The following is a 19,832-nucleotide window of genomic DNA, read 5'->3' on the forward strand; positions in this document are numbered from 1 at the left end:
TTTAATAGTGAAAATAGTTATCTATCCTATGTTTATATCTTCCAGAATCAAAATACCTTTTACCTGTATTTTTAGATTTATATGTAACTTTAGATTCTTCTCTAATCTTATCAATATCTCCTTTAGCTATACCTTCAAATAAGTTATCATAATCGTATAATCCATTCTTCAATTGCCAATACATATCTAATAATCCTTCTTTAATTTGTGGACTAATAGTATCAGCATTATTATTGGTTACACTGTTTAATTTTGCATCTAAGTGTGGAATTTCTTTTCTAAGCCTCTCAAGCATTATTGCATCAAGTTCTTCTTTAGTCATTCCATTTGCTGCTTTCTTTTTAAACTCTGCTGTTTGCATATCTAAGTCATATCCTGGACCTATATCAGTGTTTCCGTTTGCAGTTTTAAATGGATAATATAAATTACCTCTTAATCCTTTATTTTTAGGATTTTCAAACTTCCACATATTAGTATTAACTTTTTCTAAACTAGGAGGAGCTTTAGTTAAATCTATATTCTGATTTAATCCTAGTATTTGTCCTATAATTGGATTTATATTACCAAGAAGCATAGAAGCAACAGCACTAGGAGCATATTCTTTAGCAACATCTACAACATTAATAGGCTCTTTAGGTTCTTCTTTAGGAAGAAAACTCTTAACTTTATTAATAGTTTGAGTTACTATTCCGTCTTGTGCTTTAATAACACCACCATTCTCTAACTGTTCACTTTGAGTAGGTGTAGTTTCTGGCTTAGGTTTATTAGATTTATATCTACTCCAATCGAAGCCAATTAATTGTTCTTCATTTCTGTTGGCAGCTTTTTCTCTATTGAACTGTCTTAATATTCTATTTCTAAGTTCTCCTACACCCTTTAATTTAGGAATCTTCATTCCTTCTTGGGCTTTAGCTATCTGATTATATACATTAGATAATGCTCTCTTATAATTAGGGTCAGTAGCATATCCACCTTTAACTACTCTATCAATAAAATCTCCACCACTAAAAGCTTGATATCTTTTATTGTTTAGTAATGATACATGATAATTGGCATAATCATTTATATCTTTAAAGTCTCTAAAGCTATCATTTACATATACACCAATGAAAGATATATCTTCAATTCGTAGCACCATTGTTTTTTATAACTCATTTGTTGAGACATATTTGAATATATTTGGTAAAAGTTTCTCTACCTCTTTTCTTCTTGAATCTGTATACTTCAATTTCACTGTTACAATAATCTCACGTTCATAAGCTTTTTTATGAGTAGCTTTACTATAAAAATATCTACCACCCTTAGTATTACCTTCAATAGTATAACTATGGTCTGTAATATCTTTCTTGACAATTCTATTGCCTTGTTCTACTTCTGTATCAATCATTATATCAAACCATTCATGAAGCGAATAATCATCTTTAAAAACATCGAAGTAAGTAGCATACACATTCAAACAGATTGTACTATCTTCATTTACGAAATGATTTCCATTGCCTAAATCTGATTCTTCTCCATGTGTAAAGCTAGAGGGATATACTAAGAAATAATCAAAAGTTCTATTCCAATAAAACCTTGTATCATCATATTGGTATATCCCATTTCTATAATCAATCAGTTTCACACCTTTTACTCCTAATACCGAATCTACCCATTGCAAATATTTAGCTTCTGATATTTCCAAAGTAGGATGATTGTCATATATAAATAAACTGTCAATAGTAGCCTGTATATTACTATCCTTTTTACTAGTACAAGATAGTAATAGCATTAATAGTAATATGTAAATCGCATATATATTCTTCATGAATAATACTATTCTCTATAAAATAATCAATTATTACATATAAAATAAATCGCCAAAACCACAACAGGAACGATGATATACAATGCTATTGCTCCTTCCTCAAAACTCCCATTTTCTTTACGTGGACAGGTAATATATGCTATTATCGCATAAATTATAATTCCTATTACTGCTCCCATAAATCTTTATTTTATCAGTTATGTTTTCTTTTGTTTTCAGATTTAACTATGAGTGAAAAGATAAAACCACCTACTGCTCCTGCTAATATTATCATTAAAAACTCTTCCATTAGCCTTCTTTTTATTTAGCCTTTTTTCAACTCGCAAGCTCCCCAAATTATAGCCACAATGTTTAATACACTGTACAATATAACGCTTCCCATTGAAAGAGGGAGAAACCTTGCTCCTAAATAGGTAGCAATAACTAACATAATAGGAGATGATGAGTCTCCATTATCATCTCCTTGCACAATATTCATTATAATGATATAAATAGCTGTTAAGGCAGAGTAAACAATTTGCTCATACTTCAAAATATCTCCCATTGTAGTATCACCTTCGATTGTGATAATAGAAAAAACTATATCCTTTAAAATCCAACCCAACAGGAAATAAACAAGTATTCCTACAATAATCCAACCAATCCTTGTCATGTCAAATAATATTTTGAATATTTTTAAATTTATCATTCACATTACCAAACTTACTATCAATGATAGATTTTATTTGTCCCATTGCATCTCTAACATAAGGCTCATTATCTTTCAGTATAGTAAATTTACGTTTTACAATAACATTAAAAGAGGAACTAAACAATATGCGTTCTTTTAGTTTCTTCATTATGTCATAAGTTCCATTGTACCCATTATTATAAGTCATTGGAAAATAACTTTGTCTCTGCTGTTGATAACGAGCTATCTGTATATCTTCTGCTATTCTATAATAAACATGGTTACTAATACTTATATCAACTTTATAAGTTCTTTCTCCACTCCAAAAACTATCCTCAACACAATACATAAAAACTTCATATCCTTTATACTCAAACCTTTGAGCATTTGATAAATCTCTTACAGTATATGCCATTATTTCTTTTTTTGATTAATAAATTAATTTGTAGTATAAGTTGCTCAAAAATTGAGTTGGCTACTTGAAAGATAGTAGCAAAAGTTGTTTCTTAATGTCTGATTCGTAGTTATATATCGTTTTATCTACCCTGTTCCCTTTGGATAGTATTACACAATGAGAAAAGCGTGGGAACTATCGAATATTATCATCATGAGGCTCTGGACTGCCCTTGCACAATAATAAACAATAGCCCACGCCAAACGATATATAGACTATCTTAACAAGATAGGTATATAACATTGACGTGAGCGTTCTTGCCTACTATCCCGTGCAAGTGAAATTGTCCAGATTTCATGATAGGATAATATTTAAAACGCTCTTCGTTAACTAATATGTCCTTTCAGCCCCAACACATTAGGTATCTGAAATTGGTACAAAGTTACAAAAAGCGTTTGTAATAGCAAGAACTATTGTTTATTAAAAGTTGAGGGCTATTTCTGCTTTATAAATTTATGGTAGTGGAAAAATTCAAGACTCCCCATATAAAAACTAAATTTCTGAATTTTTCCACCCCACCGATATTTCATGCTTATGGCTTTATAAACTGATTTTTAATCCGTTGAACGGTGGAAATACCAATACTTTGTAGCTTAGCTATATTTCTGATTGAATAGCCTTTTCTTAGTAAAGCTATGACTTCTTTATATTCTTCTTTCTTCTTATCATTCGTTTTGATTGAACCTGTCTTTCTGCCAAGTTTACCACCTTTGGCGATATAATTTGCCCTACCACTATTCAAACGGTATTGAATATTACTTCTCTCAATATTTGCCATTTCTGCAAGTACTGTCACCATAATAGAAGCAATTGGATTAACTTCCCCATTTGGTTGCAAAGTATATAAGCCTAAGTTCTGTATGTAAACCGATACTTTCGATTCATGCAATATATCTAAAGAGCGAAGAACCTGTAATGTACTTCTCCCTAGTCTTGACAATTCAGACAAAAGTAGGATATTCACAGATTCACGTTTACAGTATTCCAAACATTCTCCTAAAATCTGTCTTTCCTCTATTTTCTTTGCACCTGAAATATGCTCCTGGAATATATTCACAATTTCTATATCCTGTGAGATAGCATATTTCTTTAAATCCTCTATTTGTCTGCTCGTGTCCTGTCTGTCATTACTTGACGAAACACGAGCGTATATTACGGCTGTTTTCATTTTATTCTTTGATTAAATTGATAACATGAAAGAATGTGTTCAAACCACCTTTGTAGATTTATTTGAACACATTCCTGTTTTGAACACACAAGTAGTTAGTGACGTTTATCCGCTTCTTCCACTTCCCATAAGCCAACTAAAAGAATAAGCAGGATTAACGGAACACAACCTGTTATAAAAGACAATACCACCCAAAAGAGCCAAACAAGTATCTTATAATAAAACATGATTCTTTATTTTAAATAGATTAATAATTGAAAGGTTTATTTCCATATTGATAATCTGTTATTGATAAACAGATTCTATCAAAGAAAGAATGTCCCTTATCTGAATAGAAATACTTTCTATAAATCTCATCATTGGAATTATCCAATAAGACATCTAATTTCAGCAACCAATATTTCAATGCTTGTAACCTCTTTATATATTGGAGATTATTCTCACAATGACAAATTGTTTCTTTCAGATATTCAATCTTACTAACCATAGTTTCTTTCTTTTTATCCATTGCAATACAATTAATAAAATAGGAGAATACCCATTTCTGAATATTCCCCTGTTTAATCAATCAATAAACCACTTATATTTAGTGTCTCCATGCAAAGCGGCATTTATTCCCGTTGCTATTTCAGTAGCATTTACCGCTCTATCCAAGAATGAATCTATATAACTGCTCTTATTTGCCCCTGTCAATAGATTATACAATTTCCACATACTAATATCATTCCCCAAGCTCCCAAAGTTCTTATCATTGATATATGCTTTTGCAACTGTATTTATTTGTGAATCAGTGATAAGCATTTTAGGAATATCTTTCTGATAACCTTGTGGCAATGATTGATAAAGTCTCATTCTACCAAGTAATTGGCAAAATTGATGTTCTGTGAGATATGAGTTACTAAGTGTTTGCAACAAATGTAGATGTTTTGCAGGTTGATAACTCTGAAACATTTCCAATACTGCCCGATATAAATCTTTGGTATTAGTAACTTCCAAACAACTAAGAAAACCGTCTGTTGATACACACAAGTTTGTACAAACTTTACAAGTAAAGCCAATAAATACCTTAAACCTTTCTGCTCCTTTCTTTGAATACAGATTTGTGTGATTATAAGCTCTCACACCACCAATAGTAAGAGTTAGCTTATTTCCGTTCACCGTTTCGTAAATCGTAGGAATCTGAATAATAAAAGCACATCTTTCGTAGTAGATAGTCTTATCACTTTCAAGAAGTTGATTTGCAGGTTTGTGTATTGCTTCGGGTATTCTTCCCTTGATAATGTGACTTACACGAATATCGGGCTTATCAATGCTTTCACCACTGAAAAACGTATTTGCAGCGTCATAAACAGTATCAATAAATGTAGGGTGAGGAATTGTAAGCTCATTGTCTTTGGCGAATACGGGTGTAATACAATCTTCTTTTAAATGTTGCATTGTTACCTCTAGTGTATTAGCTTCCAAGAAATGAGGATTCTCTTTTTTAACTTTTGGTTGTTCTTCGATTATTGTTGCTTCTTCTGCATATTCACCAAAGTTACTTTCTCTTCTTACCTGTGGCACATTGCCAATAATTTGTAGATTTCTCATAACGAATAAAATTTTAAATGATTTATAAATTGATTACGTGGAGAATAGATATTTCACTTTTCTTCCAACTACCCTAGGGGGTTGTTAGAACTACTGTTCATGCGCTCATGTAACTTTCAATTCAGTAAATCATAAGAGAAATAAGCTGATATATATTTAGGCTCTTATTTTAACAGGTAGGGGGTATTATATATAAGTACCTATACTTTATTGCGTGCCTATGTATTACTATTCACTATAATAGAAAGGAGAGTATTATACTGCCATATAAAGATATGCTAAGTAGTAATATTAGAAATTGAGTATTGTTTATTTTTTTACCTTGTTTATTATGAGTAACTTTGAGTATTCTTAAAAATCAAGAACTACCTGTTTGTCAATGGTTCAACTCCTTGAATTATATGTAAATCAAACAGGTCATATTTGCATTTTCCCACACTTCCATTGGGAAAATTAACTCCCATATTTAAAATTGCGAACTGCTATATCCCTTGTATTAGACATGAATTTAGAAGTTCCACAAAAAAAGCCGTAATTGAGCACATTTGTAAGTGTACTCGCTTGCGGCTTTTTTTGTATTTAATCGAGTAGTTTTTTATTTATAAATCATCCATTGCTTCAGCTTCAATTATTTCGCCATTAATTTTATCGAAATAAATAAGTGTCACATAACACCCATTCATAACATCACCTTTAATATGTAATTCAATGTTTCCTTTTGCAGTTGCATATCCTGTAACATATTTGCATTTATCCATTTTCACTCCATGTATTTTCAAATTGTCGTTATCTTTACCAAAGTCATTCTGAAATTCTTCTACACAAACTGCTGGTTCACCATACTTCTTAGTTAACATTTCTTTTAAGGAGAAATAATTATTTGAGAGTGATGACCATGTTTCCAAAGAAGGAAATATTACTCCAACTTTGGCTACTAAATTCTTTTGTTTTAAAGACACAGCAGCTATAGTACAATTTTTATATGCTGCAAAATCTCCTTTTAACATTGCGATTCCCTCTTCTGTTCCAATGTGAGCAAGTCCTTTCTGTTTCAATTTAGAAACAAATTCATTTAATGTCCCATTTATAGGCACACCTTTAAAAGTCAAATGTTCTGAAGCGGATTGTGCAAATACTGTATAGGATATAACAGCAAATAAAAAGAAAAAAAATATTTTTTTCATAAACTCTTAATTTTATAGATTACCAATATAGAGGTCACAAATATACAATTACAAACTTTATTTTACAAGAGAAACAGCAACTAATTTACCAATGCAGCATATTGGGGCAACATACATTTGATTTTCCACTCATTCGGTTTCTTCTTATTTTGTGGTGTTGCTTCAAAATATTCACAAATAGTTTGCTGATTTACCTTTGCTGTGATGCCTGTCTCATTATGAAGTATATAATGCCTACTGTAAATATCTGTAAACATCTTTTTAGTTTCTTCCTTAGCTATATTATCTCCTATGTATGGTCTAAAAGATGATTCTATATCCCGTAGAACTTCTGGAGAAAAACGTTTATTTTCATTCTTTTGGTCTTTCAAAGCTATTTCCAATTTCTTTTTATTGCAACAGTTCCATACCGCTTGTTTTTTCAATTCAAACGGTATAACTTCGTATGCTTCAATGATTAAATCTGCAAAATCACATGAATCATGAAGTAGTTTTAGAAAAAACTGCTTGTCAATACTTGGATTCTCCTTGCATTGTTCATTCAACTGGATTAGTTTTGTGGCAAATATACGAATACGTTCTTTCTCATTTGGAGCTTTCTTTATTCTAAATATATCATCTTCTCCGATTATTTCTTGTCTTTCTTCGTAATTAACTCGAAAGAATTTAGTTGCTTCATAAGCAGCATACAACTTCTCTCCTGATTGATAGTAGCTTTTAACCCGTTCTTCATTATACTTATTATCTATACCAAAATAATCAATATTTAATCGTTCATCCAATAAGTAATCCTCACAGATTTGTTTAAGTTGTTGTTTTAGAGATGTTTTACGAGCCGAATTTGTTGTTTTATCATATCTTTCAATGAGAGACTGATAAGTAGTTTTATACTCGTCTATTTGTTTATCCAGTTCTTCACGTGATAAAGCTCCCAAATCACGGGTATTTGTTATATGCGTTAAACTGTTAAATGTCTGTTTATCCTCAAACATTCTTCTGAATCGTCCTTGAATCTGTATTGCTTCGGTATATGGGTCAACGGTTGTATATACAGCATTATTCAGATTAGTAAGTATCAGAATATCGGGTTTTACATTCAATTCAATATCAACTGCTGAATAAAATCTTGATGTGAAGAAATTGTATTTTGCCAATGGATAATCTATTGACGATACGGCATTAGTAAAGCCTGCGTCTTTCAACTTTCCACCCCCTTCTTCTGAACAAAAGATACGGCTTTCCCCTTCTAAATGCAGAGAATTAACCAATTCATTAATTCCAGTTACGGAGTTGAGGAATATACAAACACATGGGCTGTCTTTCAGTCGTTGAAATTCTTCTCGAACTGTTCTTTCATAACTTGAAGTTACAATCAAATGTAAATCTTTCCTATAATCATATTGAGGAACAATTTTCAGTTTTCTAAACCCCTGTTCTTCAAATGCTGGGCGTGACATTTCCAATGGAGTTGCAGATACAAACGCTTTCTCTTTAAAGTCGAAGAAGTCGTAGACAGGTTGTAAAATACTTGCTCGATAGTCACAATCTTGCGTCAACTTCTCACACTCATCAAATAAACAGAAGTATGTCTCTTGAATTAGACTGTAAGACTTATCTGCTGCTTTCCTAACTTTCTTAAATCCTTCGGGAGTAGTTAGAATCTTCTTGTACTTGACATCAGTTCTTTTCAAATACTTTTTTATTTGTGCCACTGTCGTATCGCTGTAAACAGCTAACCAATCACTATTCTTTGCAGCTTTACCCACAATAACTGGAACATTGGGTTCAATAATGATTGAATTACGGTATGAATGTAACTCTGCATAAGTAGCACCTATCCCTGTTAGTGTCTTGTCAAGAATAACGTTACTTGGTATATCTTTATATCCCCTTGATTTAAGCGCATCAATCAGACGTTCGTCACCATTGAGTTTTATTTGTTCTATTTCCATGTTTATCTTATATTTCTATGGTAGTGGAAAAATCTGACCATATCGGGCTGAATATGGGGACATCGAAATTTTTCCACTACCCATCAAATTTTCACTTTATAACTATCTGAATATAATATTTTTAACCATATCATCAGTTGATATTGCTTCTCACGAACAAAAACAGCAAGTTCCTTGATAAATACAATACAATCTATTTAAGTCGTACCACTATTCCCAGTTCCAGCAATCTATTCAGTATTTTCCTGACCTTCAAAGATGGCGTTCCTACATCAAAACTATCCATTGTTCTATCAAGGAAATCTATTTCGTTCTTATTTAAATCGAATTGGCTTATATCCACATCTCTATCTATCCCGTAAGATTCAATATTACTTTCCTGACTATTAAATAACAAGTCATAAGTTATATCATCCTTATGTTTCAAACCAGCTTCAATTCCTTTACTTATTGCTTCTGCTATATTTTCATTACTAGAAGGTGTAACGTCATTGGATTGTTTAACTTTATTAACTTGGTTAACTTTGTTAGCTTCTGTTTCTAGCATCAAGTTAGCAGCATCTTCTGAACTTATTTTAGCATATTTCTTAAATGCAGATTCTGTTTTATGTCCAGTTACCTTCATTATAATATGACTATCATATCCACGTAATAACATATTACTAATAAATGAACGTCTCCCAGTATGAGTACCTATTAATTCGTATTTACAAACAGAAGTATTAGTAACTGTAGCTCCCCTATCTTCCGTCACAATACACCTTTCCGTTATTCCAGCCTTTTTTCCTGCCTCTTTTATACACTTCAGCATAGTATTCTCACGTACTTTTGGAACTTGAAAATGATATTTTTCCAATATTTCTAAAGCAATAGGAAGCAACGGTATTGAAACTTTATGTGTTCTTTTCTTTTGAACTATTTCCAATATTTTCCCATTATCTGAATCTTTAATAACTCCAGTATTTAATAATTGCATATCACTAAATCTTTGCCCTGTCCAGCATTGCAATACAAAAACATCCCTTGCTTTTTCTTCCAAGCCGTTAAGTTCCAATGCATATATTCTATTTACTTCCTCATCTGTCAAATATATTCCATTATTATCACCTTCTCTGTTTCTAGGCTTCTTATACTGGTTCAACTTTGCAGCAGAAATATCTATCAAACCGTATGGCTCTGCTCGCTTGATAATTGAAATTAAAGCTGTTACTTTATTTCCAACTGTACTTGTTTTGGTAGTTTTCCCTTTTCCTACTGGTCTATTAAACAGATAAGTCTCATAATCTTTAATTAAAGCCAAATTTATATCTGCAAACGTTATACCCTCTCTACCTGTTTTCTTAAGAAATTCTTCAAATACTTTCAAATGCCCCAAATAAATAGCCAAAGTATTCCTCTGTCCCTCTGATGTTATAGACTTATCTTGTCCAATAGCCTTACGCAACCATTGAATTGGCCTTTGTAGTTCTTCTTGCTTCATTATTTTATCCTTGTAAATATATTTCCTTAGTAAAAATAAGCTATTATCAATCTCATTTGGATTATCGCAAATATAACGTTTAAATTCAATAAAATCAGCTTTGAGTTTATTTATTTCATCGTTTACTATTGCGTTATTTATATTATCCAATTCTGTTAACCGTGGGCTTAGATATGCTTCCTGTTTTTTAGTATTCCATTGGTCAGGATATACCTTAACTCCAGTTGATAACTTTACCTGTTTTTTATCTATTCGACATACCAAATAAATATTAGTGGGTTTGTCACTTTTCGGCTTCCTCAAATTAAAACTAGCTTTGACTTCATTAAAAAAAATCTGCCCTATCATAATCGGTTCTTTAAAATGGTTCTTTTTTATTGTTCTTCACTTTGGTTCTTTTAGGGCTGAAAAGTGACATATTGATAACCAAACCATATTTATAAGTTACTGATAACAAATAATTGTTACTTCCTTTTGAATGTGCAGGAAAAAAACTAATTTTACATCGAATTAACAAGATTGAATATGGACGACTTTTTTACATCAGAGGAAAAAAAGGAGCTTTTTTCACTCTACCGGCATTTGTTGCAATCTGCAGGAGATAGCATTTCCTGGAAGGATTGCCTAAAGTTAAAGAGACATCTTATCAAAGCGGCCCAGTGTAACGGTCTGCAACGCAATAACTTCGGGATGAATCCCGTCATCAGAGATTTACAAACGGCAGTGATCGTTGCCGAGGAAATCGGTATGAAAGGTTCGTGCCTGATCGGTATCATGTTGCACGAAATCGTGAAGGGGCATGTATTGTCTATCGACGAGGTGAACGCCGAATATGGGGATGACGTAGCAAGTATCATCAAGGGATTGGTGAAAACGAACGAGCTGTATGCGAAGAGTCCGGCTATCGAGTCGGAAAACTTCCGTAATCTGCTGCTTTCTTTTGCGGAGGATATGCGTGTAATCCTGATTATGATTGCGGATCGTGTGAATGTGATGCGCCAAATCAAGGACACGGGCAACGAGGAGGACCGGCTCAAAGTGGCGAACGAGGCTGCTTACCTGTATGCTCCGCTGGCACATAAGCTGGGATTGTACAAGCTGAAATCGGAACTGGAAGATTTGTCTCTCAAATATACGCAGAAGGAAACGTACTATTTTATCAAGGATAAGCTGAACGAGACGAAGGCGTCCCGCGACAAGTATATCGCTGCTTTTATCGAACCGATCCAGAGGAAGGTGTCGGAAGCAGGATTGAAGTTCGACATCAAGGGGCGTACCAAGTCGATTCATTCGATATGGAACAAGATTCAGAAGCAGAAAACGTCTTTTGAGGGGATTTATGACTTGTTCGCCATCCGTATCATCCTCGATTCGGAGCCGGACCCGGCTAAGGAGAAGCAGGAATGCTGGCAGGTTTATTCGATTGTTACGGATATGTACCAGCCGAACCCGAAGCGTCTGCGCGACTGGCTCTCTATCCCGAAAAGCAATGGTTACGAGTCGTTGCACATCACTGTGATGGGCCCGGAAGGGAAATGGGTGGAAGTGCAGATACGTACCCGCCGCATGGACGAGATCGCGGAACGCGGATTGGCTGCTCACTGGAGATATAAAGGTATCAAGGGTGAAACGGGTCTGGACGAGTGGTTGACTTCTGTGCGGGAGGCGTTGGAGAATGCAGACAACGATTCACTGAAAGTGATGGATCAGTTTAAGATGGATCTCTACGAGGATGAAGTGTTTGTCTTCACGCCCAAGGGGGATTTGTTCAAGCTCGCCAAAGGGGCTACGGTATTGGATTTTGCTTTCCATATCCATAGTAAGTTGGGATGCAAGTGTATCGGCGCGAAAGTGAACGGCAAGAATGTGCAGCTCAAACAGAAACTGAACAGCGGCGACCAAGTGGAGATCATGACTTCAAACACCCAGACGCCGAAGCAGGACTGGCTGAACATCGTGACGACTTCCAAAGCGCGCACCAAGATAAGGCAGGCTCTCAAAGAGATAGTGGCACGCCAGCACGCTTTTGCCAAGGAGACGCTGGAACGGAAATTCAAGAATCGTAAGTTGGAATATGATGAAGCGACCATGATGCGCCTCATCAAGCGTTTGGGCTTCAAGAATGTGACGGAGTTTTATCAGCGGATTGCCGACGGTGGACTGGACGTTAACGAGATTCTGGATAAGTATGTGGAGCAACAGAAGCGGGACAGTGATACGCACGATGAAATTGTGTATCGCAGTGCCGAAGGGTATAACTTGCAGGCTGCGCAACAAGAGGAAACGACGTCCAAGGAAGATGTTCTGGTAATCGATCAGAATCTGAAAGGGTTGGAATTCAAGTTGGCTAAATGTTGTAATCCGATTTACGGGGATGATGTGTTTGGTTTCGTTACGGTAAGCGGTGGTATCAAGATACACCGGGCGGACTGTCCGAATGCCAATCAGATGCGCGAACGTTTCGGTTATCGTATTGTGAAGGCTCGTTGGGCGGGAAAATCGGTAGGTACGCAATATCCTATCACGCTGCGGGTTGTAGGGCATGATGATATTGGTATCGTGACTAATATCACTTCTATTATATCCAAAGAGAATGGTATCACGCTGCGCTCCATCGGTATTGACTCGAACGACGGTTTGTTCTCCGGAACACTGACGGTCATGGTGGGTGATACGGGACGTTTGGAGGCTCTTATCAAGAAATTACGTACTATAAAGGGAGTAAAACAAGTTAGCCGGAATTAATTCCGGCTACTCTCCTATCTTACTTTCTTCTTTATATAATAAGGATAGGTAATCAATGCAAAGAAGAGTAAAGCAATGGATGCTACTATCTGTCCGGTATGTAGCATCTTATCTGTATCCAATTCCATGTAGCAGGCGGTAGCGATTCCCAGGGAAATGCCGATTTCGGTTGCCAGCAGATGGGTGGTGTTGGCTGTTCCGCGTTGGCAATGGTGGGATAGCTTTACGAACATCACCAGAAATTCCGGCAGGATAAAGCCTAAGCCCAGTCCTAAGAGTACGGAGGAAATGCCTATGGAGATGTCTGTATTCAGTAGGGAGATGGCTACGATTTCCAATCCGAGTCCTATAATGACCAGCCGCAGTGTTTTCTCTTTCAGGAAAAACAGACGTGCAAAGAACAGGGAAACGATGTATCCGAGGGCTGTTCCTACAAAGAACGGTACGGGGATTCCTGTGTTTCCGAGTACGAAATCGTTTAGGAAAGGGTGTACCATGGGAACCAGCAGTCCCGGAATGAAGGTTATCAGGATCAGATTGATGGCAGGAACCCATCCACGAAGCAATAGGAAGCGGTCGAAGGAATAGAGTTTGGTGACAATCGGCGCACGGAAAGGTACGTAGACTCCTGATAACATGAGGATTCCGACAGCTCCGGTTATGACAGATACAGTGAGCAGGGTTTGGAAGGATTGGCTTTGATAAAGCCATACTCCGAGGATAATGCCTGCGATCATTCCCATACGTGCCATCCAGGAGAAACTGACGTTTCCCGCACTGCGCAATGTGGAGTTGGTGATGTCGATGGCCAATGTGATGCCGGCTGTTGTGCCTATGCCAAAGGCAAGCCCTTGCACGGTGCTCAACAGAATTAGTTCTGTGAGGTTGGTAACAAAGGCGTATCCGATGGTCGCCACTACCATCAGGGCAGCAGCAAACATACAGACGTACTTACGCTTGTATGCATCTACCAGATAGGCATGGAAAGGACCGATGAGGAACATCCCCAAGGTGAAAAAGAGAAAGATTACTCCTGTCTGTGCAGCCGGCACTCCGAGACGGTCGGCCATCTCTACGGAAAGCACCGGAAATAACACATACAAGGATATAAACAACAGCAAATTAGCTACACATATCCGCATAAAATGAACTGTCCACAATTTAACTGCCATATACTATATTTAATATTGTTCCTTCTCGTTGGGGAAGTAGCAATTCTTCACGTCAGAAACGTAACGGCTGATGGCATCGGTCATCACCGTGTACAAGTCAGCATAACGACGCAAGAAACGCGGACGGAATCCGTTGTTCATGCCAAGCATGTCCTGAATCACCAATACTTGACCGTCTACGTGGCCACCGGCACCGATACCGATAATAGGTATGGTCAGTTCGGATGCTACGCGTTCGGCAAGGGTTGCGGGAATCTTTTCGAGTACAATGGCAAAACAGCCTGCTTCTTCTAATAGATGGGCGTCGCGAATCAGTTTTTCGGCTTCGGCGTCGTCTTTGGCACGCACGGTATAGGTGCCGTATTTATTGATGGATTGAGGCATGAGTCCCAGATGTCCCATTACCGGAATGCCAGCACATACGATGCGTCTCACCGTGTCTATGATTTCTTCACCACCTTCGAGCTTCAAAGCGTCAGCGTGGCTTTCTTTCATGATACGGATGGCAGAAGCAAGTCCTTCCATCTCGTTGCCCTGATAGGATCCGAAAGGCATATCAACCACTACCATCGCACGTTTCACGCCGCGTACCACGGATTTGGCATGATAGATCATTTGGTCGAGTGTGATAGGAAGTGTTGTCACATTACCTGCCATTACATTGGAAGCGGAGTCGCCTACCAGGATTACGTCCATTCCCGCACCGTCTACAATCTGTGCCATTGTGTAATCATAAGCAGTCAGCATAGATATTTTTTCACCTCTCTGTTTCATTTCAACCAGGCGATGAGTAGTCACCTTTCTTGAGTCATCTGATATATAACCAGCCATGTCTTTTTAAATTAAAAATTAATGATTAAAAATTAAAACGACGTCAAGCGCCTTCAAAAATCGCGGCAAAGTTATAACATTTAATTCATAACAGAGAAGGAAATGCAAAAAATCCTTTCAAACACCTCGCTTGGATAGCTGGGGAGGCGGTTGGAAGGATTCTGTGAGGTATAATAAAAGCTCCTTAACAATATAAGGAAGCGATTTATCAAGTGCAATAATGCGTTTCGGATTTATTCTTTCTCTTAACGATGCAGGATCAGGAGCTTGTCGTAGGTCATGCCGGTGAAGTCGTCTATTATATAATGTGCTTTGCCAGTGATGGCTTCACGTGTATTGGTGGTGGCAAGTCCGATCACTGTTGCCCCGGAAGTCATTCCGGCTTGCAGGCCGTGGAAAGAATCTTCAAAGACGTAGGTGTTTTCGGGGGTGGCTTCAAAGATTTCCATCCCGAGCAGGAAGCAGTCGGGAGCCGGTTTGGAACGGGCAAACATCTCTCCGGTCAGGATGCGGTCTACCATTCCTTTAAATTCGGGGTGGGCATTGTAGACGTTAGCCATCTTCTCTTCGTTGGAGCTGGTGACTACGGCTATCTTTGCACCGTTACGGCGAAGATCGGCTATAAAGGCTTCTACTCCGGGGATGTATTCGTAGGACATCTTTTGCTCGTAAACGTAGAGTTCGGCGCTTATTTCAAGCTGGGCTTCGGGTTGGTCCGAGAAATACTTTTCATAGATTTGCAATAATGTCTGTCCCTTAATACGGCGGCCGAAATCTTCTTCATTCAGATATTTCCGTCCCTGCTCGTCCCAGAAGACTGTGTACTGCGTTTCTGTATCCATAATGACACCATCAAAATCGAAGAGTGCCGCAATCGTTTTCGTTGTATTCATATATAAACTTTCTTTTTACCTAAACGTTAAACCTTGTGTATCCGTCGTTGCAAAGTTCCGAATAATCATCGAATCAGGCAAATAATTCGTACCTTTGCAAAGCTAAAAAAAACGTAACATACGTTTTTATCCAACAAAATCTACTAGCGCATGAGCAAGAACGACCCACATATCTTAGGCAAAGAAAGTATCGGCAAATTGCTGTTACAATATTCCATTCCTGCAATTATCGGAATGACGATTACTTCTATCTATAATATTATTGATAGTATCTTCATCGGACATGGTGTAGGCCCAATGGCGATTGCCGGACTAGCCATCAGCTTTCCACTGATGAATCTGGTGGTGGCTTTCTGTACATTGGTATCGGCGGGCGGTTCTACGCTGGCGTCTATCCGTCTGGGGCAAAAGGACATGAAGGGGGCTACGGAAATCTTGTCACACACGTTGATGCTCTGTATCACTAATTCGTTCTTCTTTGGTATTTTGTCTTTCATCTTCCTGGATGATATATTGGTTTTCTTCGGGGCCAGTAGCGAGACGCTTCCTTATGCGCGGAGCTTTATGCAGGTGATCTTATTGGGTACTCCTATCACTTATACGATGATTGGGTTGAACAACGTGATGCGTGCTACCGGATACCCGAAAAAGGCGATGTTGACTTCGATGGTGACGGTGGTAGCGAACATTATCCTCGCTCCTATCTTTATTTTCCACTTTGAATGGGGAATGAGGGGAGCTGCTACGGCAACGGTGATTTCACAGTTGATCGGTATGGTGTGGGTGGTGAGCCATTTTGTCAAGAAAGACAGTACGGTGCATTTTGAGGGGAATATCTGGAAGATGAAACGGAGGATTGTGGAGAGTATCTTCGCCATCGGTATGTCTCCTTTCCTGATGAATGTGTGTGCGTGTGCCATTGTGATTATCATCAATAACAGTCTGCAAAATTACGGGGGCGATATGGCGATTGGTGCTTATGGGATTATTAACCGTTTGCTGACGCTTTATGTGATGATTGTGTTAGGTCTGACGATGGGTATGCAGCCTATTGTGGGGTATAACTTCGGAGCACAGAAGATAGACCGTGTGAAACAGACATTGCGACTGGGGATTATCTCCGGGGTCGTGATTACCAGTAGCGGGTTTATTATCTGCGAGTTCTTCCCTCATGCCGTATCGGCTCTTTTCACGGATAGCGATGAATTGATTGATTTGGCCGTAGACGGTATCCGGCTGGCTGTATTGATGTTCCCGTTTGTAGGGGCGCAGATTGTGATTGGTAACTTCTTCCAAAGTATCGGGAAGGCTAAAATAAGTATTTTCCTTTCGCTGACGCGACAGTTGCTTTATCTTTTGCCTTGCTTGCTGCTCTTTCCCAACTGGTGGGGATTGGAAGGTATCTGGATTAGTATGCCAGTATCGGATGCATTGGCGTTTATTACGGCGGTTGTCAGTCTGATGATTTACATTAAGAAAGTGTCTAAACAACATCCGGAAACGGTAGCGGAATAAAGCATTAACTGCTTTACTCCGCCTGTTGGTTTTTATTCTTTATTCTGCTTTGATGCTCTTTACGGGGTTTTCATTGGCAACGTGCCAGGCTTTCACTACCACGCAAGCCACGATAACCAATAGTACCAGCAGGGCTATTCCTATAAAAAGTAACAGATCCATATCAATTCGTTCGCTAAACTGTTCCAACCATATTTGGCCTGTAAAATAGGAAGCGGCAGTACCTATCAGCACAGAGATTACGGAGATATTCAGAATGTCGTATATCAATAGTTTCAGGATGCCGGAGGCCTCTGCCCCATTCACTTTGCGTATGGCTATTTCCTTGCTGCGGCGTTGAGTTTCTCCATTCACATAGCCAATCAATCCCGTGATGACAATAAGCAGGATGAAGCAGGACGAAATCCAGACTGCGTTACGGAAACGGTATACGCTCTTATAGCCTTCGCGAATCATGCTGTCTACTGAATTGAAGTTCAGGGCTACATTCGGGAATGTTTTTGCCACACATTCGTTCAAGCGTTTCAGGTTCTCGTCATAGGGTTCTTTTAGACGAACATTGATGGTGTGATTGGCCGATTCTTTATCGGCAATCAATACGATAGGAGACTGACTGGAATAGAAACTTCTATTACGAATATCATCAAACACTCCCACGATGGTACCTTCTACCCCACTCACTGATTTTCCTACGGCACCATCGGTCCATTTCATCAAACGAACGAGTTCTTTATTTACCAATAGATCGCCTTTTTTCTTGATGGTAGTGCCTTCTGTTATTCTGATTCCCATCACATTCGGATAATCATAGTCGCACATATTGAAATTAAGGGTGGCAATGCGTTTGCCGTCGTTACCAATCAATCCACGTGTCCAATATTCTCCCAGTACGCTGTGTGTGGATGCCGATACCCCGTCCACCATCGGTTGGCGGAGCAACTCGTCTTTTACATGTTCTACTGTTTCGCCGGACATCCAGGTTTCGGCTTCTACCAGTCCCGGAATCTTGATTCCCATATCTCCATTCATCAGGTGAGAATATTGTAACAGGGTAACCAGCAATAATCCGAGTACAAAGGAGGTACCCGTGAACTGGACAAATAGTAATGAACGTTTCCATCCTCTTTTTCCATCCGTATAGTGCCGGAATACCTGCGTGACGGGAATACGTGAGAACAGTTTTCCCGGTATGCCTCCTGCCAGGAGGAAAAGGACTACTACAGTGAGCAAGGGTATCCAAATGATGTCCCAGGCAAACAGTGAGGCAAGGCTGGTTCCCAACAGGTCTTCGATCAATTCGCCCATGTTGATTATCAACAGGAAGCTAAACAGGACGGATAGTAGAACCAATACTCCGGTTTCTGCCAGAAACATGCCAAAGATGTTTCCGGAACTGGCTCCACTGCATTTATGCACTCCTACGCTTTTTGCACGACGACTGATAGTGGCTATTGAAATCAACATATAATTCATGATGGCTACAAAAAACACTGAAAAGCCGAGGAAGCCGAATATCATCAAACGTTTCTGGGTATCGGCAGAATCCAGATGGCGTTTCGAAAGAGGAACAACGCTGTATTCCAACTTCCAGTCATCCCATTGCAAGGGGCTGTATTTTGCCATTACTTGTTGAATTTTGCTGTTCACCTTGTCTATATCCGACGCATGACGCAAGCGTGCAAAGGCATAAAAGATATCATTCCCATTCCAACCGTTACCACTCGCATAGCGACCATCGCGGTGGATGGTAATCACAAAGTCACGGGAGAGCATCGAATTTTCGGGTATGTCTTTATAGACGCCGCGAATTGTGAGCTCCAACTGCTTGTCGGCCGAAAGGGTTTTCCCAATAGGGTCTGCGCTACCGAATGTTTCACGGGCAAAATGTTCTGATACAAATATGCTATTCGAGATGATGAGATCTTTCGCGTTCCCTTTTAGTACGGGTATACCCATCGTTTCAAAGAAACAGGTGTCGACCATCATGTAATTTGCTTTTGACAGCAGTTTGTCTTCCTTATAAATATGATAAAACTGGGAAGGAAGTACACAGGTGGCTGATTCTATTTCTTCAGGCATATCCTGCGCCAAGGTAAAAGCTACCGGATCACAGACGGTATAGTCATAATTCATTCCGTCATCACCCTGCACTTCGCCGGTCGTCATATTCTGTGCCGCTATTCTCGCCATTATCAGATTCTCCGCTTCCGGGTAACATTTCTCATAGCTCATCTCAAAAGCTATTTGCGAGAAAAGCAAGATGCCAACTGTTAGTCCTAAAGAAAGGGAGAGCACTCTTACGATATTCAAAGTACGCTCATGCAGTAATGTACGTATGCTATAATAGATTTGTCTCATACTTGCTTCTGAT

17 protein-coding genes are annotated in these 19,832 nt (G+C 38.3%); 2 read left to right on the forward strand and 15 right to left on the reverse strand.

Annotated features, from left to right (window positions below; translation table 11 throughout):
- Window position 1 precedes the first annotated feature (1 nt).
- The 11 genes from BSCG_RS02975 to BSCG_RS02930 all read right to left on the reverse strand — a co-directional run bounded on the left by BSCG_RS02975 (window position 2) and on the right by BSCG_RS02930 (window position 10,653).
- The gene (locus BSCG_RS02975) at window positions 2-1,138 is read right to left on the reverse strand and encodes a glucosaminidase domain-containing protein (RefSeq protein ID WP_008777320.1); all 1,137 of its coding nucleotides are present in this window, start codon (window positions 1,136-1,138) and stop codon (window positions 2-4) included.
- 6 nt (window positions 1,139-1,144) lie between these two features.
- A complete protein-coding gene (locus tag BSCG_RS02970; RefSeq protein WP_008777321.1) occupies window positions 1,145-1,807 on the reverse strand; it encodes a hypothetical protein in 663 nt (220 codons plus the stop codon).
- A 26-nt stretch (window positions 1,808-1,833) separates the two neighbouring features.
- Window positions 1,834-1,986 carry a hypothetical protein gene (locus tag BSCG_RS30160; protein ID WP_165601819.1) on the reverse strand — a complete coding sequence of 51 codons (153 nt, stop codon included), beginning with the start codon at window positions 1,984-1,986 and terminating at the stop codon, window positions 1,834-1,836.
- Between the two features lie 125 nt (window positions 1,987-2,111).
- Window positions 2,112-2,459 (reverse strand): hypothetical protein, encoded by a 348-nt coding sequence (locus tag BSCG_RS02965; RefSeq protein WP_225493269.1) that lies wholly within the window; start codon window positions 2,457-2,459, stop codon window positions 2,112-2,114.
- A 1-nt stretch (window position 2,460) separates the two neighbouring features.
- Window positions 2,461-2,892, reverse strand: coding sequence for a hypothetical protein (locus BSCG_RS02960; RefSeq protein ID WP_008777323.1), 432 nt, complete (start codon window positions 2,890-2,892; stop codon window positions 2,461-2,463).
- A gap of 571 nt (window positions 2,893-3,463) precedes the next feature.
- Complete coding sequence (locus BSCG_RS02955) at window positions 3,464-4,099, reverse strand: recombinase family protein (RefSeq protein WP_008777324.1); 636 nt, start codon at window positions 4,097-4,099, stop codon at window positions 3,464-3,466.
- Between the two features lie 247 nt (window positions 4,100-4,346).
- Window positions 4,347-4,607: a hypothetical protein gene (locus BSCG_RS02950; protein ID WP_008777325.1), complete on the reverse strand. Its 261-nt coding sequence runs from the start codon at window positions 4,605-4,607 to the stop codon at window positions 4,347-4,349.
- 56 nt (window positions 4,608-4,663) lie between these two features.
- Window positions 4,664-5,689, reverse strand: a complete 1,026-nt coding sequence (locus tag BSCG_RS02945; protein WP_008777326.1) for a DUF3871 family protein — start codon at window positions 5,687-5,689, stop codon at window positions 4,664-4,666.
- Between the two features lie 599 nt (window positions 5,690-6,288).
- Window positions 6,289-6,873: a hypothetical protein gene (locus BSCG_RS02940; protein WP_004320913.1), complete on the reverse strand. Its 585-nt coding sequence runs from the start codon at window positions 6,871-6,873 to the stop codon at window positions 6,289-6,291.
- Between the two features lie 80 nt (window positions 6,874-6,953).
- Complete coding sequence (locus BSCG_RS02935; protein ID WP_008777327.1) at window positions 6,954-8,825, reverse strand: hypothetical protein; 1,872 nt, start codon at window positions 8,823-8,825, stop codon at window positions 6,954-6,956.
- Window positions 8,826-9,018: 193 nt separating this feature from the next.
- Window positions 9,019-10,653: a tyrosine-type recombinase/integrase gene (locus BSCG_RS02930; RefSeq protein WP_008777328.1), complete on the reverse strand. Its 1,635-nt coding sequence runs from the start codon at window positions 10,651-10,653 to the stop codon at window positions 9,019-9,021.
- A gap of 177 nt (window positions 10,654-10,830) precedes the next feature.
- Here BSCG_RS02930 and BSCG_RS02925 point away from each other — a divergent pair, with 177 nt between their 5' ends.
- Entirely contained in the window at window positions 10,831-13,050 is a 2,220-nt protein-coding gene (locus BSCG_RS02925) for a RelA/SpoT family protein (RefSeq protein WP_008777329.1), read from the forward strand.
- Window positions 13,051-13,064: 14 nt separating this feature from the next.
- Here BSCG_RS02925 and BSCG_RS02920 read toward each other — a convergent pair whose 3' ends face one another.
- The 3 genes from BSCG_RS02920 to BSCG_RS02910 all read right to left on the reverse strand — a co-directional run bounded on the left by BSCG_RS02920 (window position 13,065) and on the right by BSCG_RS02910 (window position 15,946).
- Window positions 13,065-14,222, reverse strand: a complete 1,158-nt coding sequence (locus tag BSCG_RS02920; protein ID WP_008777330.1) for an MFS transporter — start codon at window positions 14,220-14,222, stop codon at window positions 13,065-13,067.
- Between the two features lie 9 nt (window positions 14,223-14,231).
- On the reverse strand, window positions 14,232-15,053 hold the full coding sequence (gene panB, locus BSCG_RS02915; protein ID WP_004295743.1) for a 3-methyl-2-oxobutanoate hydroxymethyltransferase: 822 nt from the start codon (window positions 15,051-15,053) through the stop codon (window positions 14,232-14,234).
- A 245-nt stretch (window positions 15,054-15,298) separates the two neighbouring features.
- Window positions 15,299-15,946: an HAD family hydrolase gene (locus BSCG_RS02910; protein ID WP_004295741.1), complete on the reverse strand. Its 648-nt coding sequence runs from the start codon at window positions 15,944-15,946 to the stop codon at window positions 15,299-15,301.
- Between the two features lie 150 nt (window positions 15,947-16,096).
- Between BSCG_RS02910 and BSCG_RS02905 the strand changes: the two genes are divergently transcribed.
- On the forward strand, window positions 16,097-17,461 hold the full coding sequence (locus BSCG_RS02905; RefSeq protein WP_004295740.1) for an MATE family efflux transporter: 1,365 nt from the start codon (window positions 16,097-16,099) through the stop codon (window positions 17,459-17,461).
- A gap of 39 nt (window positions 17,462-17,500) precedes the next feature.
- Here BSCG_RS02905 and BSCG_RS02900 read toward each other — a convergent pair whose 3' ends face one another.
- Entirely contained in the window at window positions 17,501-19,819 is a 2,319-nt protein-coding gene (locus BSCG_RS02900; protein ID WP_004295739.1) for an ABC transporter permease, read from the reverse strand.
- Window positions 19,820-19,832: the final 13 nt, after the last annotated feature.

The sequence above is a fragment of the Bacteroides sp. 2_2_4 genome, from assembly GCF_000157055.1.
Taxonomy (GTDB): Bacteria; Bacteroidota; Bacteroidia; order Bacteroidales; family Bacteroidaceae; genus Bacteroides; species Bacteroides ovatus.